Here is a 16,954-nt window from a genome sequence, read left to right as displayed (position 1 = left end):
CTTTTACCCCCCGATCTCCAGTGCCATCTCGTTGATGGATTTTCTTCTTTTTTAATATACCATAATCAATCCGTTTTCTCGTCTCTCAATGTCCACAAAAAAAGCCGTCCGAGGATTTCCTCGAACGACTATGTAGCCGAATTACTTAACCGCATCTTTCAATGCTTTACCTGGTTTGAAAGCCGGTACTTTGCTTGCTGGGATTTCGATATCTTCTTTTGTACGTGGGTTGCGACCTTTACGAGCTGCGCGTTCACGGACTTCGAAGTTACCAAAGCCAATCAATTGGACTTTCTCTCCAGACTGAAGTGTCTCAGTGATCGATTCGAATGTTGATTCTACAACTTTCGTCACGTCTTTTTTAGTCAGACCTGATTTTTCGACAACTGCTTGAATGAGTTCAGTTTTGTTCATTACGTTCACCCCCTCCCAATCACTTCTTCGAGGCTAATCATACCTTATAAACGTTGATATTACAACATTTTCGTTAGAATCCCTATTAATTTTCTGATTCTTCGATCGATTCTTCAGAAAACACAGGTTCGCCTTTTTTGTTGATTGTGTAGCTTTGAGAGTATGCAGGAACAAAAGGTTGCTCATCGTAAAGCAAATGCCGAATATCTTGGCCGACTTTTGGCTTTTTCTTCGCAGTTTCGACCGCTTTTTTGAGTTCAGGCAAATAGTTGATAAACAACTGACCTTGTCCATCGACATAGATGGACAGTTTTTCATCCGAATACGGACTCGGCACTTTTGGTTCCTCTTTAATAAACAGCTTCTTATAATCAAGTGTAAACTGATTTTTTCCAATCGAACCTTTGAAGGGATACTTGTCATTTTTCTTACGATACGTATCAATCCGAACTTGCAGCTTTTGAAGTTCTTCCGCCACAAGCAAATCCATCAATTTGACGGTCGGTTTTTTTTCGACATCGACGAGTAGATAAATGAATGTACCACCGCCTTCAAAACTGTTCGGAGGCGGGTCACTCATATATCGCGGAATCAGACGTCCGAGCTCGATTTGATAGCGTTCCATTAATGGCGTATTTGCTTCTCGTGTTTTAATCGGCAAAACCCCAGTATCTTTTTGATAGGCGTCTACTGCATTTTGTACCGTCCGAATCTGTTCTGGATAAGGAACCCGATTCGACGGTTTTTGACTATCCGGAAATAAACAGCCGGATAACAACATTACGGGGATCAGCATGAAGACAACTAGAAGTTTTTTCATGCGCTCGGACCTGCCATGACGATAAAGACCATGATGATCGATGCGACGATAAAACAAAGAAAAGCAATGGTCGACATCAAAAATTGCCAACCTCCGGATAATTTCGTCCGACTGATCGTGACCAATAAGACACTGATGGCAAACAGACCAATCCCGGCGAACGAAATCCACATTTTTAGTAATCCAGGACTCAAGGTTTCCACCCCACTCCGTTAATCTTTCATCGTAAACAGATGTTCAATCTCATTTTTCTGCGGACGGCGCATCAACTTCTGTACTTCTTCGGCCGGAGTATGTCCGTCAAATAAGACATGGTAAAGCGCTGTCGTGATTGGTAACTCACATTGTTTTGTTTCTGCTAAATCGTAAGCGGCTTGCGTCGCCCGGACACCTTCGACGACCATTCCCATGTTTTCGAGAACGGTTTCGAGTTTTTCACCCCGGCCAATTGCATTTCCAGCACGCCAGTTCCGGCTGTGGACCGATGTACATGTAACAATCAAATCTCCCATGCCGGTCAATCCCGTAAACGTCATCGGATTAGCACCGAACAACGTGCCGAGTCGTGCGATTTCAACCATACCACGGGTGATCAAGGCGGCTTTGGCATTATCGCCGTACCCTAACCCATCCGCCATTCCGGCTGCTAGGGCAATGATGTTCTTAAAAGCTCCGCCCAGTTCTGCTCCGATAATATCGGCATTCAAATAGACACGGAAGTTATCATTCGTAAACAATTCTTGCACACGTCCTGCCTCTTCCATGTCCGTTGAAGCAACTGTCACAGTCGTCGGCTTCCGCAAAGCAACTTCTTCCGCATGGGATGGACCAGTCAAAACACAAATCGCCGAACGTTTAGAGGCATCAATTTCTTGTTCCATCAATTCCGACAGCCGCAAGTGTGTTTTAGGTTCAATCCCTTTCGAAGCATGAATCAACACGACCGGTTCTGACAACAATTCATTGAGTTGACGCGATACAGAACGAATCGCAGAAGAGGGCGTCACAATCAAGATATGTGAGGCCCCTTCGACAGCTTCGCTTAAAACAGTTGTTGCCCGAAGTGATTCCGGCAACGTCACACCTGGTAAGAACTGCGTATTTTCATGATTTTGATTAATGGCATCAACATTTTTTTGATCCCGACCATAGAGAGTGATCTCATGACCGTTATCGGCTAAAACGAGTGAGAGTGCGGTTCCCCAACTCCCTGCTCCAATGACTGCGATTTTTTTCATCATGATTCACCTTGTCCTTATTGTTTTTGACGTGCCAGAATCCGAATTGGTGTTCCTGTAAAATCAAAGGCTTCACGAATCCGGTTGTCCAGATAACGTTTGTATGAGAAGTGTAACAATTCTGGATCATTGACGAATAAGACGAATGTCGGTGGACGCGAAGCGACCTGTGTCGCATAGTTGATTCGCAGACGAACTCCTTTATCCGTTGGGGCAGGATTCATCGCTACGGCATCTACGATGACATCATTCAAGACACTTGTTTGAATGCGTTGCGCATGACTCTTCGCTGCTTGTTTGATGACAGGAAGTAACGTTTGTAAACGACGTTTTGTTTTCGCCGAGACGAAAACGATTGGTGCATAATCAAGGAATCGGAATTCTTCGCGAATTTCCTCTTCCATTTTTTTCATTGTTTTATCGTCTTTTTCAACGGCATCCCATTTATTGACGACGATGACGATCGCACGGCCTGCTTCATGGGCATAACCGGCAACTTTTTTATCTTGCTCGATGATACCTTCTTCACCATCTAATACGACACAGACGACATCCGCCCGTTCGATGGCTTTTTGTGCACGCATGACACTGAATCGTTCTGTTGATTCATAGACTTTTCCGCGTTTGCGCATACCTGCTGTATCGATGATGACATATTCTTGTTCATCCCGTGAGAACGGTGTATCGATTGCATCGCGTGTTGTACCGGCGACACTTGAAACGATGACCCGTTCTTCACCGAGAATGGAGTTCGTCATACTTGATTTTCCGACGTTCGGACGTCCGACTAAAGCAAACTTAATCGTATCCTCATCGTACTCGATCTCTTCTTTATCCGGTGCAAGCTCAAGCACACGGTCAAGCATATCCCCGAGCCCTAAACCATGCGTTCCGGAAATCGGATACAAATCACCGAATCCTAATGAATAAAACTCATACATCAAATCACGCATTTCAAAGTTATCGACTTTGTTGACCGCAATGACGACGGGTTTATTTGAACGGAATAACATATTTGCGACTTCTTCATCCGCTGATGTAATGCCTTCACGGCCGTTGACCATGAAAATAATCACATCTGCTTCATCGATGGCGAGTTCCGCCTGATGACGCATCATTTGAAGTAGGGGCTCATCCCCAACTTCGATTCCACCTGTATCAATCAAATGAAAATGACGATTCAGCCATTCTCCAGTTCCGTATATACGGTCGCGGGTAACGCCTGGCTTGTCTTCTACGATCGAAACCCGATCTCCAATCACCCGGTTAAAAATCGTCGACTTTCCGATATTTGGGCGACCTACGATCGCCACTACTGGAATTGCCATCCCAACACCTTCTTTCTCTTCTCTCGCTTCATAGCCGTTCTATTGTACCAAATGGAGCGGTTTTATACCATATCTATCCGAACATAAAAAAAGTGAACACGTTTCGTGTTCACTTTTACTACTTTATTCTTTTGAATCCGATTCCTTCTCAGCAAGATCAGCAACCGAAAATCCTTCATTTTGATCCGTGTACTGAGAATAATCATCGTCCGACGATTCTTCCTGTTCCAAAACACGTGTCGACAAGGAAATCTTATGCTCTGCAAGATGCACTTCAAGAACTTTTGCTTCGATTTCCTGACCTTCTTCAAGCACTTCTGACGGCGAACCGATATGGCGGTTTGCGATTTGCGAAATGTGAAGCAGTCCTTCAACCTGTGGCGCCAGTTCGACGAAAGCACCGAATTGAACGATGCGGCGGACACGTCCTTTGACGATGTCTCCCGCTTCGATTTTGCCTTCCATTTGTTGCCATGGTCCCGGCTGCGTTTCCTTGATCGAGAGTTTTACTTTTTCCGTATCCCGATCAACACCAAGTACCTTCACTTCGACTTGTTGTCCTTCCGTGACGATATCAGACGGTCGTTCCACACGGTGGTGTGCCATTTCGGAAATGTGGACTAACCCATCCACTCCGCCAATATCAACAAACGCACCAAAATCCGTTAAACGTTGAACCGTTCCTTCTAAAATCTGGCCCACTTCAAGCTGTTCGAGCGTTTCTTTTTTCTTCGCATTCAATTCACCTTCGACAACGGCTTTATGCGAAAGAATGACGCGATTTTTTTCTTGATCCAGTTCGACGACTTTAACAGCAATCGTCCGACCGATATAATCTGAGAAGTCTTCCACATAGTGTCGTTCTACAAGAGAAGCTGGAATGAAACCACGAACACCGATATCGACGACAAGTCCACCTTTGACGATGTCTTTTACAACAACTTCAAAAATTTCGCCCGATGCGTATTTCGCTTCAACTTTTTCCCATGCCTGTAAAGCATCCACTTCACGCTTGGAAACAACCACTTCTTCATCTGTTATTTTCTTGACCTTTACTTGTAGTTCATCACCGACTTTGAGCGCACCTTGAATGTCATCCAAGTGGAGACTCGATACTTCGCTAATCGGCAGGATTGCTTCTGTCTTATATCCGATATCAATGAGTGCTTGCTTGTCTTCAATCTTCACGACCGTTCCGGTTATTACCTGGTCCCGATGAATTTCAAAATCAGGCATATCTTTCATTTCTTCGACCATTCCAACACAACCTCCTCACGATGAGTACAAGAAACGTATGACTACGTTTATCCTTCTTCTAACTTCTTACAATTCTGACTATTTGTCAAGGCATTACGCGTGATTGAAGTAGACGGTTTTGATTTCTTCCAAAATCCGTTCGGAAATCGCCTTCGCCGCCCCTCGTTGATCTCTTAAATCCGTAATGTCAACCGGTTTCCCAACGACAACGCGCATTCTTCGGAACGGACGGTAATCCCCGATGATTGCAATCGGTAAGATTTGGGCCGGTGAACGCAAAGCGAAGAATCCGACGCCGGGTTGGGCTGATGTAAACTCTCCTGGTGCCGATCGGGTGCCTTCAGGAAAAATCCCCACCGTTTCATCCGAATTCAACAATTCAATCGTCCGCTTCAACGCTTGACGATCACCTTGTCCGCGACCGACCGGATACGTTCCGGCTGAAATCATGATTTGTTTGAGAACCGGGATTCGGAACAGTTCCTCTTTCGCCATGTAACGTACGGAGCGACTTGTCGGAATGGCACTGACTAAAAAGACCGGGTCCCAGTTGGAACTATGGTTGGCACAGACTAAGAGTGATCCGTCAGACGGAATATTTTCCTTTCCCGTCACTTTTAAACGGAACACCGTTTTGGCAATCATCAGGACGATGAATCGTGCTAATCGATAAACAAAGTCGTTCTGGTTCATTTTAAGACACCTTCTGCAAGTTCGGTTAACCGTGCTACGACCTGATCGATGTTCAATTCTGTCGTGTCGAGATAAATGGCATCTTCTGCTTGCTTAAGCGGTGAAACCGCCCGTTCGCTGTCCCGCTGGTCACGCAACGCAATTTCTTCTTGCAGTGCTTCTAAGTCGCTATCCATTCCGCGGGCAACATTCTCACGATGACGGCGGCTGGCTCGTTCTTCGACTGATGCCGTCAAAAAGACTTTCAACTCGGCCTCTGGCAAGACGACTGTCCCGATGTCACGGCCGTCCATAACGATGCCTCCTCGCTCCGCCAGTTTACGTTGGGCAACGACAAGCGCTGACCGCACTTCGGCTTGGCGGGCAACAAACGAAACATTATTCGTCACTTCATTCGTTCGAATCGCTTCCGTCACTTCCCGTTCTCCGATGAAGACACGTTGTCCCTGTTCTCCTGGTGTCAGACGAATATCAAGGGATTTCATCAATTCTCCAAGAACCGGTCCATCTTCTAAATCAAGCCCCTGTTCTAACGCAGCAAGTGTGACTGCACGATACATGGCTCCTGTATCAATGTACACATAATCGAGATGCGCTGCTAATTGTTTGGCAATCGTACTCTTCCCGGCACCTGCAGGTCCGTCTAAGGCAATTTGAATATTCTTCATGAGTGACTTCGTTCCTTCCATCTTCACCAACAGTGGTGTGTAGTATCGACCGTTATCATAGCAAAAAAATGCGCTTACGTGAATGGATTCGTTCCACGTCGTGAATATTTCATTTGCGCTTGGTAACAGTGCCGTAAAACAAGTTCACGACTTCGATCATTGATCCGAGTAAACTGAAAGGCTAATTCATAACGGCTTTCTCTCGGGTCAACACGTACAAGTTCTGCCAAAACATCTACCGTATGTGTCACGCCGTCTCCCGTCGGCAATAAAAAGGTCAATTCCAACTCGTCTTTCACTTCGATTGGAATTTGATTGGCCAACACTAAAATACCGCCTGCCGATAAATCGAGCGTCACGGAAGTAAACGGCTCAAAAGAGATTTTATGCGGATGAACAGCAACATCCAACAATTGAGGCACACGGACGAACTGCCGGCGCTGGACGCGCTGAATCATATTTTCTTCCGGTCGGCGCAATGCATAACGTTGACCTCGTAACGGATCATTTTGCCGTTCCACGACTTCCGTCTCAAATCCATAGAGTTTTCCTTTTTCCTTGAAGAAGTAAAATCCGACTTGTTCCTGATCTGATAAGATAAAGGTTTTTAACGTCGAGACTTCACTTGGCGCTTCAATCCAAATCAATCGGTTGGTCACAGCCGTTACTTTCGTCCGTCCTTGACGGTCCTCCTGATTGGTCAACATGACTAAATCTCCAGTTTCTATCATCTTACTCTCTCCCAGTCCATTCTATTCAATTGCTTTTTCTGTTGTGTCGTTGATTTAAACGATTTGCGCTTCGAATTTGATAAAGACCGACCATCCATAATCCAACCATAAATAGAATTGGCACAATGGATATACCACCATTTTCCAATATTAACAAATTAAAAATAGCATGTACAACCATCGGAACGAAAATTGATAATCCGAGCCAACGATACGGATGATTCGAAAACTTAGCTTTCCCCATAAAAAATCCCATAATGACTGCAAATAAAGCATGTCCTGAGACTGGTAACAATGCACGGAAAATCATATGTTCAACCGTTCCGTTAACCATTAAATATAAAATATTTTCCAATGTAGCAAATCCTAATGAACAAGCGACTGCATAAATGATGCCATCATAATAATCATTAAACCGTTGATGGATGTAGACGGTATAAAAGACAACAAACCATTTTGCAAACTCTTCCGTCACGGCCGAACGAACTAATTGAATCGATTCCAGTCCTCCAAACTCACTTTGGATGATATATTCGATGAACATTAAAGGAAAAACAAGAAGTATCCCGAAAATAAAACTACGGAGGATATACCCTACCGGCTCTGATTCGTGTTCGTGGCGCAAATAGAAATATGTCAACAATGCAATTCCTGGGGCAATTCCTGAGAAAACGATTGGTAACACGTCTCCTCCCCCTTCCTATTCTCTTAGAATAAAGGTTTCTACAGGAAAAGAAAACCGCACCCATTGTTTCTCTGGAAAAAAAGGGTACAATGTTAATGAAAATGACCGGAAAGAAGGTGAAGGTTGTTCGTTTTGCGACGACGACCATTTAATGAAAAAACTACTTTTGATTCATACCGGAGGCACCATCGCGATGGCGCAAAACCATTCCGGTCACGTTTTACCCAATGAGATCAATCCGCTGGACGCCTCATTGCCAAAAGCGACCGATATTGCTGATATTACGACGCGTCACTTCTCCAATCTACCGTCTCCCCACATCACACCAGAAATCATGTTACGACTTGCTCACTTCATCGATGAGGAATTACAGGACGGTGGGTATGATGGCGTCGTCATTACACACGGCACGGATACGTTGGAGGAAACGGCTTACTTTCTCCAGCTCACGATTGGTGCGCCGATTCCGATCGTTTTGACCGGTGCGATGCGCTCTTCTAATGAGGTCGGATCAGATGGTGAATTTAATTTAATTACCGCCTTACGCGTTGCCGTCAGTGCGGCTGCTCAAGACAAAGGTGTCCTTGTCGTCTTCAACGGGGAGATTCACTCTGCGTTTAACGTCACGAAAACCCATACTTCTTCAGTCGATACGTTTAAATCCGTCCATTTCGGAAATTTGGGTATGGTGACAAAAGATCACGTGTACTTGTTCAACACACCACTCCTCAAACCGACTCATATGGTGACGCAATTGAGCAAACGTGTCGCTGTCTTAAAAGTATATGCCGGGATGGACCCGGATTTATTGCTTGCGATCAGCGAACTCGGTTACGACGGACTCGTATTAGAAGTACTTGGTCAAGGAAACGTGCCGCCAAGCCTCGTCGATGCAATCCAGACTCTGACGGAACAAATGCCAATCGTCATCGTCAGCCGGTGTTTCAATGGAATTGTCCAGGACGTGTACGGTTATACCGGGGGTGGACAACAGTTAAAAGAACTCGGTGTGATTTTCTCGAATGGACTGAACTCTCAAAAAGCGCGGTTGAAACTAATGATCGAACTTGAGATTGGTGCCACGCACCATGCGTTGGAAGAATCCTTCCGCGTCGAATAAATGTGCAGACAATAAAGGGAGAGGCCTCTATCGATGCCCCTCCCTTTATTTGTGTATACATTATGTTCGAGCAGTTTCTTGTTTCAGACGATGCAGGAGACTGTCTGCAATCAACCCACCATGGAATCGCCCGTTTTCGATGAAGATTTTATTGGCATCATATCCGGCTGCAACGACACCAGCGATATAGATGCCGGCGATGTTCGACTCCATCGTCGTTTCGTCAAATGCAGGAACCCCTGTTTCTGGATCGATTTCAATTCCGGCATCAGCAAACAGTCCGATATCCGGCGTATATCCCGTCATTGCGAATACGAAATCCGCTTTGACAGCCAACTGTTGACCATGGACAGAATACAACACTTCAGCATTCGTAATTTCTTCGATTGTCGCGTCAAACACCATCGTCACTTTTTCTGCCCGGACTAAGGATTCGAAATTCGGCAATACCCACGGTTTAATCGAAGGACTGTACGATTCGCCGCGATACAGCATCGTCACATGGGCACCTGCTTTTTCAAGTTCAATTGCCGCATCAACACTCGAATTTTTCCCGCCGATGACGACAACATCCTGGCCATAAAACGGATGACCTTCTTTGAAGTAATGGAAGACGTGCGGCAATTCTTCACCCGGTACATCCATCTTATTTGGCAGCCCATAATATCCGGTCGCCAGAACAACCGATTTGGCTGTCCGTGTCACGACTTGCCCATTGCGGAGTGATGTCACGTTAAAACCATCTTCAATGCGCGTGACGTCTTGAACCGTCTCAAATGGTCGCACGGTGACCTCTTTTCGCCGCACTACTTCCCGGTAATAGACAAGGGCATCCTGCCGTTTCGGTTTTAGTTCTTTATTGATAAAAGGCACACCGCCGATTTCTAATTTTTCACTGCTTGAAAAAAACGTCTGGTGTGTCGGATACTGATAAATCGCTTCCACGATGTTTCCCTTTTCAATCACTTCGACAGACAGTCCAAGGTCCTGCATTTCAATTGCCGCGGATAACCCGCAAGGCCCTGCGCCGATGACGATACAATCCAACATATTTCTTTCGCCTCTTCCACTTGCTTTTTTTTCATCTTAGCAAATCTTTCCCGTCGAAGAAAGAAATAACCATACAAAAAAGCTCACTTCGTTTAGAAGTGAGCTTGACTTAGATTAAACCCAACCGCGGAATCGTGATGCTTCCGCCATTTTTCGGACACCGACCATATATGCCGCAAGTCGCATGTCGACATTTCTTGTCTGCGCTGTCTGATACACCTGGTTAAAGGAATTCACGAGTACTTTTTCAAGTTTTTCATGAACTTCTTCTTCCGTCCAGTAGTATCCTTGATTATTTTGAACCCATTCAAAGTAAGAGACGGTAACGCCACCACTTGAAGCAAGAACGTCCGGAACAATCAAAATATCACGTTCCGCTAAAATTTTCGTCGCTTCGTTAGTCGTTGGACCGTTCGCCGCTTCGACGACGATACTTGCTTTAATGTCATGAGCATTGTCTTCTGTAATTTGATTTTCGATGGCTGCCGGTACTAAAATGTCACATTCCAGTTCAAGCAACTCTTTATTCGAAATCGTGTTTTTGAAAAGTGTCGTGACGGTACCAAACGAGTCACGGCGATCAAGTAGATACGGAATATCAAGACCGTTCGGATCGTGCAACGCTCCGTAGGCATCACTGATGGCGATGACTTTCGCACCGAGATCATGCATGAACTTCGACAAGAAGCTTCCGGCATTACCGAATCCCTGAACGACGACACGTGCCCCTTCAAGCGTGATTCCTTTTTTAGCAGCCGCTTCTCGAATCATGATGGCGACACCTTTTGCTGTTGCCGTCTCACGACCATGCGAACCACCAAGAACTAATGGTTTCCCTGTAATGAAGCCTGGTGAGTTGAATTCATCGATTCGACTGTACTCATCCATCATCCAAGCCATGATTTGTGAATTCGTGAAGACATCCGGTGCCGGAATATCTTTCGTCGGACCAACGATTTGACTGATGGCACGAACATATCCGCGACTCAATCGTTCAATTTCACGGAAACTCATTTCACGTGGGTCACAGATGATTCCGCCCTTACCACCACCGTAAGGTAAATCGACGATTCCTGCCTTGAGACTCATCCAAACGGACAATGCCTTGACTTCGACTTCCGTTACGTTCGGATGGAAACGAATTCCACCTTTCGTCGGACCTACAGCATCATTATGCTGAGCACGGTACCCGGTAAAGATTTTTGTCGATCCGTCATCCATCCGAACCGGAATCCGGACTGTCAACATCCGAAGTGGCTCTTTCAACAATTCATACATCTCGTCTGGATAACCAAGTTTTTCAAGTGCTTCCTTGACGATTTCTTGTGTTGCTTCGAGTACATTTTTGCGATGATTTGCGTGTTGTTGGTCAGTGATCATTCCAACGTTCCTCCCCATAAGTGGCATCCCCTATGCCGTTTCCTTGTTCGGATAAAGTATACCTTTTTCCGAGCCGTAATGAAAGGGGTTGCCACCATATTTGTAAGCGCTTTCTACCTTCCACTTCATTTTCACTTTTTTTTGCTTGCCGATTCACTTTGATGACGCGTAATCGCCAGTTCAATAAATGTTTCGACGAGTTCCGGATAGTCGATTCCGACAGCCCGCGCACCATCCGGGAAGAGACTCGTAGAGGTCATCCCCGGTAACGTGTTCGTTTCTAAAATAACCGGTGCCCCCTCATCGGGAACGAGGAAATCGGTCCGCGAATAGCCGGCACACCCTAATACTTGATGGGCTAAAACGGCCCATTCCTGTAATGTTTGTGTCGTCTTGTCATCAAACTGTGCCGGACAGATATGTTCCGATCCACCGATTGCATATTTTGACTCATAGTCATAAAATTCATTTTTCGGAATGATCTCAATCACCGGCAAGGCTTTTTCTTGCCCCTTCGCGCCGAGAACCGGCACTGTAACTTCACGCCCCTTGATGAATTGCTCAATTAAAACAGCGTCGTCTGCCTGGAAAGCCAGTTCGATGCCTTGACGCAACATCTGTTCATCCAGCGCAATCGTTAAACCATTTGAAGAACCTTCTTGTGCGGGTTTGACGACACACGGGAATTGGTTGCCCCATTGGCTGACTTTTTGTTCGATGTCATCCCCTCGTTCGACCAATACATCACGGGCGATTCGAATTCCTGCTTTTTCGAAATGTACTTTCGAGCGCGCCTTGTCCATCGCTAACGCTGACGCCAATACTCCTGAACCTGTATATGGTATACCCGCCATCTCGAGTAGCGCTTGGACACGACCATCTTCACCAAACTTGCCATGAAGGGCAATGACAGCGGCCTCTACTTGTAGATTTAAGATTTCGTCTGCACGCTCTGGATGAAAGTCGACGGCAACGACTTCATGCCCTTTGCTTTCCAGCGCATTAATTACCGATTTCCCACTATTTAATGAAACTTCACGTTCACCAGAAATTCCGCCAAACAATACTGCCACTTTCATCTTGTTCACTCCTTCATCTTACGTTCAATGCTTATCATACCATCACTTTTTGTATGAAAAAACACAAAATGGTCGCAAGAACCGTCCTGACATATAAAAAGTCACTTCCCGAATGTGTTCGGTGAAGTGACTTTTTAGCTACATATTGACGATTCACCCGTTAAAAAGGATCATCCGAATCAAGGTGTAAAGGTGGCAATCAGAGCCGGAACCGCTTGTTCTAACAAAATCGTTTTGCCGTATTCGGACATCACGAGCGGACTTTTCGGACTTGGTACTCCGTATTCCGACAGAATCGTTGTCACCGTCTGCTCAACGTGTTGTTTCATTTGTTCTTGGAAGTATAAATAATAGCGGCCTTCAAAGAAATACAACGTGCCGCCTGTCTCGGTTTGACCGATGTGCCGGCTCAAACTATGACTTGCTTGAATGACATCCTCTAACTGGTCCAATTGATATAAGACATGATGCACGATATCGACTGTCATCCGAATCTCCACTTGATCAAATTCTTCAAATGTTTCTTCCGGCAAAGCACCTTCCCGCCGAACATCGACCAACATCCCGTCGTTCGGGAAAAATGTTACGAAGAAGTCGAGTGTCCCGACGGCATGAAATCCGTAATTGGATTCTGCTTCTTCTAGTAGATTACGTAATAATGCTTGTCCTTTTCCGACAGCCAACGTTTCTGGTCGAACGTCATGAACAGACAGTTCCTGCTTCGACACGAAGACCCGTAAGTGACCTTGCTTAAATTGCTCAAACCTCATGTTAGACTCCTCCAGTTACTCGGCAGAGTACAAAAGCTCTCCGTTCGATATGACTCACACTATACACCAGTTGTCGGAGTGAGTCGACTTAACCAACTTTTCCAAGCCGTGTCATCTGATCCAAGCAACATATCCCCGTACTTTTCCGGGTGTTGGTCAACGGCATAGCCGCCTAAACCGATTTCCGTTTGCGGCGCATGCAGGTGAATCTCGTCAATCGCTTCATCCAAGTCCTTTAAATGATCGGAAACCGTACAAGATAACACCACTGCCCGAGGAGTCAGCTGTTTCGTCACTGCCACAAGGTCGGGTACTGGAATACCCGCCCCAAGAAAGATGACATCGAATCCGCTCTGACGTAGATACAGCGTAAAGAACAACAATCCGAGTTCATGTTCTTCTTCCGGTGCACAGACACACAGGATGCGTGGTAAAAATGGATTGATCGGCATTTGAAGGGATAACGTCGAAAGACGCGCCCGTAAGAATGCTGTCGCAAAATGTTCATGGGCAATCGTAATCGTGCCCTTTTCCCATCTCATGCCGATTTCATGTAACAACGGACCTACGATATCTTGAATGACCTTATCAAAGCTAAACATCGAAAACGCTTTGTTCATGATGTCATGCGCATGCCGTTCTTCAAAACTCGTCAGCGCCTCGAATAGTTGGTCACGCAATTCAATCCCATAATCGGTCGGAACCTCCGTTCGGTTCACAGGCATTTCATATAGTTGAATGGCTTTTGAAACCGATAGCCCCTCTTTTTGTTTATCAACGATCCAACGTAGCTTGGCAACATCGTTATCGCTGTAAATACGATGTCCTGATTCGCTACGATCCGGATCCAATACTTGATACCGCCGTTCCCAAGCACGAATGGTCGTCGGATTGAGTCCCACCAATGCAGCAACTGCCTTGATATTATATTTCCCACGATCCATGCACCGTGCCTCCTTTCTTCTTCCTTTTAGTATACCCGTAAAGGAAAAAAATCTCCGTTCACAATGTGCGCTTACATCATGAAACCGATGGAGACAAAGGCAATGATAATGGTAATCATCAAAACTGTGAGTGTAATCGCGAGTGGATTTTTAGCAAATGGTTGTTTTAACCGTTCATTTCGAACGTGTTCGATTCTTGAGGAACGTGGAGGTAATGTTGTTCGTTGTTGTTCGTCTTGCCGATTTTTTCGTTGGTCGTGTTTACTCAATTTCATCACCTTTTCTAAAAAATAAGGAATACTATTAGTTTACACTGAAGGACGGGATGAAAAAAAGACTTCTTCTAATCGGCGTTTCCAGTTCAGTTGGTCGTCTTCCATCTGGATGATTGGTTTATCTTCCGTCAAGTTACCGCAAAGATCACAACATCGGTCTTGCACAACAGCTGCCTCATCAAAATGCTGCAAAATAAAGGCACGCCGACATAATGCATTTTGAATATAATTTATCATTTGCATAAGTTCACGTAAACGTATTTTTTTCCGTTCCTCTTGCCAATCAATGATCTGTGATTTTGTTTTCCCTTCCATAAGTTGATTTTTCAGTAAACGATAGGCAGGATCATCCGGTTCGAGATGCAGGCGTTGTTCAATCGACTCAAACGACTCCCCCTGTCCGCGGAATTGTGTCACCTGATCAATCCAAAGCAACGACGCATATTGTTTATCCACTAAGAATTGCTGCAGTTGTTGATCTCCCGGTGCATAGAGTAATACAGCGGTCGATGGTTGACCATCCCGTCCCGCTCGCCCGATTTCCTGCATATAGGCTTCAATCGTCGCCGGCATCGTATAATGGATGACAGTCCGGACATTCCCTTTATCGACACCCATACCAAAGGCACTAGTACAGACAAGACAGTCAATTTCGTCGTGAAGGAACTGTTGTTGAATCAATTGTCGATCTTCCGGTTCAAGACCGGCGTGATAATAGGCGGCATGAGGAACAAAGGAAGCGATGCGTTCGGCTTCTTTCCGCGTCGTCGTGTAAATGACACACGGACGATTGACGGTCTTCAAACGTTTTGTCAACGCAGTATCTTTTTCACTCGACTCCGTTTGCTCGACGATGAGTTGAATTTCCGGTCGGTTGACGGAATGACGAATCCGATTGGGTTGCGTGAGTGTCAGTCCTTGAATGATATCTTGTTCGACTTGTTTCGTTGCCGTTGCCGTCAAGGCTAAGCAGGTCGGATTTCCGAGTTGTTCCCGGATGAATCCTAGTTTTGCATAATCTGTCCTGAACTCATGCCCCCATTGCGAAATGCAGTGGGCTTCATCAACGACAAACAGATTGATTTTAATGTCCGCTAACCGTTGTTGGATCTGCGGGACAGCCAATTGTTCAGGTGACAGATATAAGTAACGTAACTGATTCAGATGGCGCAAAATATGTTCTTTCTGGTCGCGGGACTCAAGCGACGTCAGCTTGGCGACGGATCGTTCTCCCCGGCGCCTAATCTGCATGACCTGGTCTTCGATCAGCGAGAGCAAGGGGGATACAATCAACGTCAGCCCGGTCGGTTGCAGATAAGACGGTAATTGGTAACAAATCGATTTCCCGCCACCCGTCGGCAGGATGGCGACTGTATCATGACCGGCGAGGACCGATTCGACGATTTGCCGTTGCCCGTCTCGAAATGTATCATATCGAAAGATCCGTTTTAATACTTCTTCCATCATGGACGAACCACCTTTCTGGCTAAGACGATGCGAATTTGAAAATAGTCCATTTCCTGCGTCAATTCTTGTTTAATTCGTTTTAGTGAGAACGTGTGTAACTGGTCAGAAAGTCGGACGACTTCTTCATACTGTGCGGCAGTCACAAATTGTTCAGTCGGAAAAACAGTTGCGTACATCGCGATTTCGACGAGATGATCTTCCATCGTACTTTTTTTTAATCGTCGCCTCTCGGCAATTTGTTGCACGCTGTAGCCTTGCTTCAGCAACTCCCAGGTTTTTTGTGCGGATTGTGTCATTTTAAGATGATCAATATCGTTCCCTAATGACAAAATCAAGCCGTCTTCAGGTAACGCCCGTAAGCATCTTCGCCAGGCCATCATAAATTCCAACTGTAAGGAGAGCAGGTCCGTTCCTAGCCGTTCACTCAATTGAGGAAACGATAATCCCGTTTTTTGCCCGGATAACCGATAACTGATGAGAATCGCTTCTCGTTCTGTCAATTGATGTAACGCCTTATTGAGCTCTTGGTATACGGTCGTAATCCAAACCGATCGTTCAGGTACCTGACGGATTCGTTGTTTGACCCATTCTTTTACCCCACTGTCTTGTTGTACCGGAATAAAAAAAGTGTTTTGATCCAGACAGACGATTGATTGAATCATCAGGCTAATCCGTTTCCATAAATGGATCGGATAGCCACGCAGTTCTCCACCTAAGTCATCCAGTAAAAAAGGGGGACTGATTTGTGCTCTTCCGGCATCTGTAAGCATCAAGGTTTGTTCCCGCTTGATCCATCCCGCATGTTCCAGCTCCTGTAACAGTTGCTCAAATCGGTCTTTTTTTAATGGAAGCATCCCGAAAATAGCTTCCAGACCATAAAAATGGGCGTCTTGTAAGGAAGTGGCCGAACGTTTTCCTTGGAGCAGATGAAATAAGCTTCGATCCGTCCGTTCATTTTGCAAACGAAGAATGGCTTCTAGCACAATCTGTCGTACGATTGTTTTTTCCACGTCAGTCCTCCTTTCCGTCATGTCG

The 16,954-nt window shown here is 45.6% G+C and carries 19 protein-coding genes; 1 reads left to right on the top strand and 18 read right to left on the bottom strand.

Features of this window, described 5'->3' with window-relative positions; genetic code table 11:
* Positions 1 to 141: 141 nt before the first annotated feature.
* The 10 genes from MUN34_RS04910 to prsW form a co-directional block, all read right to left on the bottom strand.
* Positions 142 to 414 (bottom strand): HU family DNA-binding protein, encoded by a 273-nt coding sequence (locus MUN34_RS04910; protein WP_012370671.1) that lies wholly within the window; start codon positions 412 to 414, stop codon positions 142 to 144.
* An 85-nt stretch (positions 415 to 499) separates the two neighbouring features.
* The gene (locus MUN34_RS04905; RefSeq protein ID WP_026828072.1) at positions 500 to 1,234 is read right to left on the bottom strand and encodes a hypothetical protein; all 735 of its coding nucleotides are present in this window, start codon (positions 1,232 to 1,234) and stop codon (positions 500 to 502) included.
* The gene (locus MUN34_RS04900; protein ID WP_034769842.1) at positions 1,231 to 1,407 is read right to left on the bottom strand and encodes a DUF2768 domain-containing protein; all 177 of its coding nucleotides are present in this window, start codon (positions 1,405 to 1,407) and stop codon (positions 1,231 to 1,233) included. Before MUN34_RS04900 ends, MUN34_RS04905 begins: the two co-directional genes overlap by 4 nt.
* 39 nt (positions 1,408 to 1,446) lie before the next feature.
* On the bottom strand, positions 1,447 to 2,472 hold the full coding sequence (locus MUN34_RS04895) for an NAD(P)H-dependent glycerol-3-phosphate dehydrogenase (protein WP_026828070.1): 1,026 nt from the start codon (positions 2,470 to 2,472) through the stop codon (positions 1,447 to 1,449).
* Positions 2,473 to 2,489: 17 nt separating this feature from the next.
* The gene (gene der, locus MUN34_RS04890) at positions 2,490 to 3,800 is read right to left on the bottom strand and encodes a ribosome biogenesis GTPase Der (protein ID WP_026828069.1); all 1,311 of its coding nucleotides are present in this window, start codon (positions 3,798 to 3,800) and stop codon (positions 2,490 to 2,492) included.
* Positions 3,801 to 3,923: 123 nt separating this feature from the next.
* Positions 3,924 to 5,057 carry a 30S ribosomal protein S1 gene (rpsA, locus tag MUN34_RS04885; protein WP_026828068.1) on the bottom strand — a complete coding sequence of 378 codons (1,134 nt, stop codon included), beginning with the start codon at positions 5,055 to 5,057 and terminating at the stop codon, positions 3,924 to 3,926.
* Positions 5,058 to 5,150: 93 nt separating this feature from the next.
* Positions 5,151 to 5,750, bottom strand: coding sequence for a lysophospholipid acyltransferase family protein (locus MUN34_RS04880; RefSeq protein WP_026828067.1), 600 nt, complete (start codon positions 5,748 to 5,750; stop codon positions 5,151 to 5,153).
* Positions 5,747 to 6,418, bottom strand: coding sequence for a (d)CMP kinase (gene cmk, locus MUN34_RS04875; RefSeq protein WP_247856974.1), 672 nt, complete (start codon positions 6,416 to 6,418; stop codon positions 5,747 to 5,749). Before cmk ends, MUN34_RS04880 begins: the two co-directional genes overlap by 4 nt.
* 74 nt (positions 6,419 to 6,492) lie before the next feature.
* Positions 6,493 to 7,149, bottom strand: a complete 657-nt coding sequence (locus MUN34_RS04870; protein ID WP_026828065.1) for a flagellar brake protein — start codon at positions 7,147 to 7,149, stop codon at positions 6,493 to 6,495.
* Between the two features lie 25 nt (positions 7,150 to 7,174).
* A complete protein-coding gene (gene prsW / locus MUN34_RS04865) occupies positions 7,175 to 7,834 on the bottom strand; it encodes a glutamic-type intramembrane protease PrsW (RefSeq protein ID WP_026828064.1) in 660 nt (219 codons plus the stop codon).
* A gap of 151 nt (positions 7,835 to 7,985) precedes the next feature.
* Between prsW and MUN34_RS04860 the strand changes: the two genes are divergently transcribed.
* A complete protein-coding gene (locus MUN34_RS04860; protein WP_247856973.1) occupies positions 7,986 to 8,954 on the top strand; it encodes an asparaginase in 969 nt (322 codons plus the stop codon).
* Positions 8,955 to 9,014: 60 nt separating this feature from the next.
* Here the strand turns inward: MUN34_RS04860 and MUN34_RS04855 are convergent, their stop codons facing one another.
* From MUN34_RS04855 to MUN34_RS04820, 8 genes are all read right to left on the bottom strand, one after another.
* Entirely contained in the window at positions 9,015 to 10,004 is a 990-nt protein-coding gene (locus MUN34_RS04855) for a YpdA family putative bacillithiol disulfide reductase (RefSeq protein WP_247856972.1), read from the bottom strand.
* 114 nt (positions 10,005 to 10,118) lie between these two features.
* Positions 10,119 to 11,384, bottom strand: coding sequence for a Glu/Leu/Phe/Val family dehydrogenase (locus MUN34_RS04850; protein WP_012370683.1), 1,266 nt, complete (start codon positions 11,382 to 11,384; stop codon positions 10,119 to 10,121).
* A gap of 131 nt (positions 11,385 to 11,515) precedes the next feature.
* Positions 11,516 to 12,463, bottom strand: a complete 948-nt coding sequence (locus MUN34_RS04845) for a D-alanine--D-alanine ligase (protein ID WP_026828061.1) — start codon at positions 12,461 to 12,463, stop codon at positions 11,516 to 11,518.
* Between the two features lie 179 nt (positions 12,464 to 12,642).
* Positions 12,643 to 13,233, bottom strand: coding sequence for an adaptor protein MecA (locus MUN34_RS04840; RefSeq protein ID WP_026828060.1), 591 nt, complete (start codon positions 13,231 to 13,233; stop codon positions 12,643 to 12,645).
* A 59-nt stretch (positions 13,234 to 13,292) separates the two neighbouring features.
* On the bottom strand, positions 13,293 to 14,177 hold the full coding sequence (locus MUN34_RS04835; protein WP_026828059.1) for a MerR family transcriptional regulator: 885 nt from the start codon (positions 14,175 to 14,177) through the stop codon (positions 13,293 to 13,295).
* 71 nt (positions 14,178 to 14,248) lie between these two features.
* Positions 14,249 to 14,446 (bottom strand): hypothetical protein, encoded by a 198-nt coding sequence (locus MUN34_RS04830; protein ID WP_235188831.1) that lies wholly within the window; start codon positions 14,444 to 14,446, stop codon positions 14,249 to 14,251.
* A 39-nt stretch (positions 14,447 to 14,485) separates the two neighbouring features.
* Entirely contained in the window at positions 14,486 to 15,919 is a 1,434-nt protein-coding gene (locus MUN34_RS04825; protein WP_247856971.1) for a RecQ family ATP-dependent DNA helicase, read from the bottom strand.
* Entirely contained in the window at positions 15,916 to 16,929 is a 1,014-nt protein-coding gene (locus tag MUN34_RS04820) for a YpbB family protein (protein WP_247856970.1), read from the bottom strand. Before MUN34_RS04820 ends, MUN34_RS04825 begins: the two co-directional genes overlap by 4 nt.
* Between the last annotated feature and the right edge of the window lie 25 nt (positions 16,930 to 16,954).

This window comes from Exiguobacterium sp. 17-1 (genome assembly GCF_023096305.1).
In the GTDB taxonomy this organism is placed as follows: Bacteria; Bacillota; Bacilli; order Exiguobacteriales; family Exiguobacteriaceae; genus Exiguobacterium_A; species Exiguobacterium_A sibiricum_A.
This window is presented reverse-complemented; position numbering and strand designations above follow the sequence as displayed.